General features: G+C 72.7%; 4 protein-coding genes. All 4 read right to left on the bottom strand.

The genetic code is table 11. The features are described 5' to 3' along the window. Window positions 1–239: 239 nt before the first annotated feature. Window positions 240–770, bottom strand: a complete 531-nt coding sequence (locus tag LCE31_RS36605) for a hypothetical protein (protein ID WP_225022275.1) — start codon at window positions 768–770, stop codon at window positions 240–242. Between the two features lie 220 nt (window positions 771–990). Further along, window positions 991–1,863: a glycosyltransferase family 2 protein gene (locus LCE31_RS36600; protein WP_225022273.1), complete on the bottom strand. Its 873-nt coding sequence runs from the start codon at window positions 1,861–1,863 to the stop codon at window positions 991–993. After that, window positions 1,860–3,848 (bottom strand): alpha-galactosidase, encoded by a 1,989-nt coding sequence (locus LCE31_RS36595; RefSeq protein WP_225022271.1) that lies wholly within the window; start codon window positions 3,846–3,848, stop codon window positions 1,860–1,862. Before LCE31_RS36595 ends, LCE31_RS36600 begins: the two co-directional genes overlap by 4 nt. A 32-nt stretch (window positions 3,849–3,880) precedes the next feature. Next, a partial coding sequence (locus LCE31_RS36590) for a dimethylarginine dimethylaminohydrolase family protein (RefSeq protein WP_225022269.1) occupies window positions 3,881–4,992 on the bottom strand: 1,112 nt, incomplete at its 5' end.

Genomic DNA, 4,992 nt, shown 5'->3' with positions numbered 1-4,992 from the left:
GTGACCATGAACCGTCCCGCTACACTCCCACCGCTCGACATTCACCCAGGTCAAGCCTCAAAGTACTGCTGGAGTACTAGGGGGCACTCGGTGGCACCCGGAGCCACAGCGTGGCCGGTGGCCGGGGACCCGGCAACCGTCGGGTCGGGCCGGTGTGCCGCGACCGGCAAGGGGGTTGGCGGCGGTCGCGGGATCGCCGCCAACTCCCTCGGCGTGCACGTCGGTCCGTACCGGTGCCGTCAGCCGATGCCGGTGACGCTGAGGGCCGTGGTCCAGTTCTTCTTGATGGCGGTACGCGCGGCGGAGAGGGTGATCCGGCCGTCGCAGACGGCGTTCTTGAGCTTCGTCTCGACGCCGTCCTTGCTGTGGGCCGTCTGCGTGCCCGAGTACGGCTCGGGCCACAGGTTGCCGGGGTCGCGCGGGGAGCCGCCGAGTTCGAGGGGGATCTGGTGGTCCTCCTCGTAGTCGGCCAGGTCGGTGTCCGCGTAGCCGTAGTCGGTGATGCCCTGCGCCTTGAGCGGGTTGGTGTAGGACGTGGGCGGGCGGACGGTGGCCGTCCAGCCGGACACGCAGATCGTGGAGTCGATCGTCGACTGGGTGACGTCGGAGTTGTACACGCCGGGGGTGCACGACGGGTCAGGCAGCGGCAGGTAGGCCTGCGAGCAGCTCGCGGCCCGCGCGGTGCCGGCGCCGACGCCGAGGATGAGGCCGCTGAACGCCAGAGCCAGAGCAGATCCGGCCGCGACGGGTATGAGGGCGGTGGGGCGCATGAGTGTCTCCTGGGGCATGAGGCTCGACGGAGTCGTGACGGTCGTGTCCATGACACCCCTGGAGGGCGCTACGCGGGTAGACCCCGGAAGTGAATTCACTGTGAGGGAACGGTTGCCGCTCGGTCGGCGCGAGCGGAGGCGGGCCCGTACGGCGCGCGCGTGAGACGGGATATCGGACGCGGGATACGGGATACGGACGCGGGCGCGCGGCGGGCGCGCGTCAGGGACGCGGGGCAGTGTCGCGCAGGGCCTGCACGCCCGCCGCGAAGGCGAGACCGCCGTCGCCGAACGTCACCTCGGGAAGCGGCGCGTCCGGAGTGCGGACCAGGTGGTCCCGCAGCTCCTCCACGCGCTGCATCAGGATGCGTTCCTTGCCCGCCATGGCCTCCACGACATGGTCGCGGTAGGTGTCGAGGTGTCTGCGGACGATCTCCGCGACGAGTTCGGGGCGGCGGGCGAACCCCTGGGTGTTCAAGGAGCCCTGCGCGAGGTGATAGCGCATCAGCGGGGCCTCCACGACGGCGATCCGCCAGCCGCGCGAGGTCACCTTCAGGTAGTAGTCCCAGTCCTCGTAGTCGCCCCGCAGTTCCTCGCTGTACCCGCCGCACTCCTGCCAGCACGACCTGCGCAGCAGCGAGGACCCCGGGCAGCTGTTGCGCGGAAGGAACTCGGTCAGACCGCCCCCGGTGGGCTTGACGACCCACTCGGCGGCGCCCCACGTCCGCAGCCAGCTCCCCGCGACGGCCAGCGCCCCGTCCGCCTCCAGCAGGGCGACGGTCTCCTTGAGGTAGTCCGGCTCCATCCGGTCGTCGCTGTCGAGGACCATGACGTACGGGGTGCGCGCCTGCCGTATGCCGTGGTTGCGTGCCGCCGCCACGTGCCCGTGCGGCACGCGCAGCACGCGGACGCCTCCCCCGTCCAGGGCCGCGAGTACGTCCCGGGTCGCGGGGTCGTCGGACGCGTCGTCGATCACCACGATCTCGCTGACATGGGGGTGGGTCTGGGCCAGGGCGCTGTCGACGGCTCCGCCGACGAAGGCCCCGTCGTTGTGGCAGGGGATCACCACGGTGACGGCCGGGACGGACGCGTTCACTGTGACCTCCCGGCCGCCGTCGCGGGCACGATGTCGACACGGCCGCCGGGCGGCACGGGCACCGACCAGCAGTCCCGGTCCCCGGGCAGGAGGACCTCGCCGAGATCGCGCCCGAGGGCGTCGGCCGTGCGGGCGCGGTGGTCGCCGGTGACGGCGCCGGTCAGCAGCAGCCGGTCGGCGTGCGTCGCGTTCAGTACGGTGGTGGGCCGTCCGCTCCAGGGCACGGGCGCCGGGTCGTTCACCGCGAACACGATGTCCTTGCCGTCGACATCGCCGTCGGCGGGCTCCCACGCGGCGACGGCCATGAGGCGGTGCGCCGCGTCGAGGGGCCGGCGGTGGCGGCGCATGCGCGGCAGGCGCTCCGTGTACCAGCGGTGGTGGTGGCGGAGCACCTGCGCGCGGTCCCCGGAGAGCGAGGGCAGGTCGGCGCCGTAGGCGGGGATGCCGACCGCCATCATCGTCAGCACGGCGACCGCGACGTCCTGTGCCGAGTCCCGGTCGGTGAAGGTCTGGTAGTCGTTGAGGGACGCGGCGCAGTACCCCTGGACGTGCAGCGTGCGCAGGAAGTTGGTCTCCGGCGCGTACGGGGCGTCCCCCGCCCGCGTCATCGAACCGTGGCGGGTGAGGAACGGTGTGCCGTAGTTCTGCTTCAGTTCCACCACGGCGCCGGGGCGGGCGCGGCGGGTCGCCTCGTCGACGGCGGCGAGGGTGAGCTCCAGCCCGTGGAGCATGGACGCGGTGTCGTGCTCGTGGCGGGTGCTCTGACAGCCCTCGGGCGGGAGCCAGTTGAAGAGGTCGTACTTGGCGCCGTCGAAGTCGTACGCCGTGAGGAGGTCCACACAGACGCGGACCATGACGTCCCGGGCCTGCGGACAGCGGAAGCATAGCGAGTGGAACTGGGTCTCGCTGCGAGAGGGCGCGCCTGCGGCGTCCCGCATCAGGAGGTGCTCCCGCTCGGGCAGGCAGCGCGCCGCGGGCCCCACGGCGTGCGGCGCGCACCAGATGAGGGTCTTGCCGCCCATCGCCCGGATCTCTCGTACGAGGCCGGCCAGGTCGGGGAACTTCTTCGGGTCGGGCGCCCAGTCACCGATGTTCAGCGGTGTGTCGTAGGACGAGTCGAGGCCGGGGCCGAACCAGCCGTCGTCGATGATGAAGTGCCGGATGCCGAGGTCCACACCGCGGGCGGCGTTCTCCCGTACGAGGTCCTCGCTCAGATGCTCGCTGCCCCAGTCCACCCAGGAGCACCACACGGGCTCCCACGCGTCGGCGGGGGCGGCGTCGCGCAGATCGTGGACCGCACGCTGGGCCAGGCTGAACCGGCGCAGCGCGAGGGACCAGGGCACGTGCTCGTCGCGGCCGGGGCGGTCCACGTACAGGTGGTCGGTGACGGAACCGTCCGCCGCGACGACGTGTGCGGGGATGGGGTGGTCGGGGGTGCCCCGGACGAAGCGGACGCCGAGCATGCCGACATGGACGTTGAGGGCCCGGTTGGAAGCCGGTTCGACGACCTCGCACCGGGTCTCGTACAGCTCGCCCACCAGCCCGAGGGCCACGTCCGTCGCCCCGTCGGGGCGGGTGAAGACGTACAGCGGTGTGAGTACGTCGTGAGCGGCGCTGTCGGCGGTGCGGTGGAAGCGCCAGGCGCTGATCGGCTGGAGCCCGTTCATGAACCAGCGGCCGCTGTCCGGGACGATGACGTTGCGGAGATTGGCCATGGGGGCGAAGAGGTCGTGGGCCACCGAGCGGATCGGGTCGTCGGTGGACGGCGGACGGACGGTGACCGCCAGGGGCCGGGTTCCGGATGTGCGCAGTTCGATTCCGGTGTCAGGGTCGACGAGAGCGCCGCCGGCGCCGGGGGAAAGCCCGTCAGAGGAAAGCCCTTCGGGAGAAGGGCCGTTCGGGGAAACGCCGTCGGGGGAAAGGCCGTCGAAGACGGCGCTGGCGCCGGAGGCGAGCGTGACGGTGATCCGGACGGAGTCCTGCATCGGTGGGCCTTCTTCCTTGAGACAGCGCCGGGTCAGTCGGCCGGGGACGGATCGGGGTGCGGGAGCGTCGCGCGGTCCCGGGAGAGGATGCCGGTGGCGCAGCCGATCCCGCCCGCCGCGCCGAGGAGTTCGTCGATGGCGACCTCGGCCGCCACCTCGATGCCCGCCGCGTCGAAGGCCTTGCGCACCTGGGGCACGCCGGCCGGCATCACCACGGTGCGCGGGGCGACGCAGACGACGTTCATGCCGAACCGGGCGGTGATGTCGGGGTGTTCGGCCAGGGGAAGCAGGGTGTGGCCGAGGCGGCGCAGCAGGCCGGTCAGCGCCGCGTCCGCCAACTCCGCCCGGATCACGGCGAGATCGTGGTCGAGGAACTGCACGAGGCCGAGAAGGTGCTGCACCCCGCGCGGCATCGCGACGGGGACGGTGCGGGCGCCGAAGGCCGCCAGTGTCTCGGCGAGCTGTCGGGCGCCTTCCTCGTTCGTACGGTTGCCGACGCCCACCAGCGCCAGGTCCGGCCCGGCCCACAGCACGTCGGCGCCCTCCAGCGTGCCGCTGCCGTGGATCGTGCGGATGACGGGGATGTCGAGGGACGCGAGGAGCCGGGCGACCAGCCGGACCTCCCCGGCCCGCACGTCGCTGCCCATGCGGGCGAGGACGGCTCCCTCGGGCGTCAGGACGAACGTGTCGCGGGCGAACATCCGGTTGTGGACGGCCGGATCGTCCGCCGGGCCTGCCAGGGCCCCCGCGGGTCGCGGGTGCGGGCGGGCGTCCGTGGAACCCGTGTCGAGCCCCGCGGGCCGCGGCAGTTCGTGGACGGCCACGCCCATGGCCTCGTACGTCTCGGCCAGGCAGGCGAGTTCGTCGGCCATGCGCGCGTAGTCGACCGTCCTCAGGTGCTGCACCGCGTCGGGATCGGCGGGCGGACGCTGCCCTCGCCCGGGGATACCGAGCGCGACCTCCCGGAGGCGCCGGTACTCGGAGTTCACGGCGCGGGGCGCCCAGAGACGCCCTTCGGCCACCTCGGCACGGTGCGGGAGGCGGCGGAGGCGGAAGCCGGGGCCGTGATAGGTCGCGGGTGTGTGTCCCGCACCGTCCGGCGGCCGGGCCGTGGAGCCGGGGCCCGGCACGTGGGGGGCAGGCA

It is taken from the genome of Streptomyces sp. 8L, assembly GCF_020176795.1.
GTDB lineage: Bacteria > Actinomycetota > Actinomycetes > Streptomycetales > Streptomycetaceae > Streptomyces.
Note: the sequence above shows the minus strand (reverse complement) of the source record. Positions and strands in the feature narration are given on the sequence as shown.

What these genes read in the sequence shown, in the direction of transcription:
- LCE31_RS36605 (WP_225022275.1), bottom strand. Translation starts at nt 770, where the DNA reads ATGCGCCCCACCGCCCTCATACCCGTCGCGGCCGGATCTGCTCTGGCT.
- LCE31_RS36595 (WP_225022271.1), bottom strand. Translation starts at nt 3,848, where the DNA reads ATGCAGGACTCCGTCCGGATCACCGTCACGCTCGCCTCCGGCGCCAGC.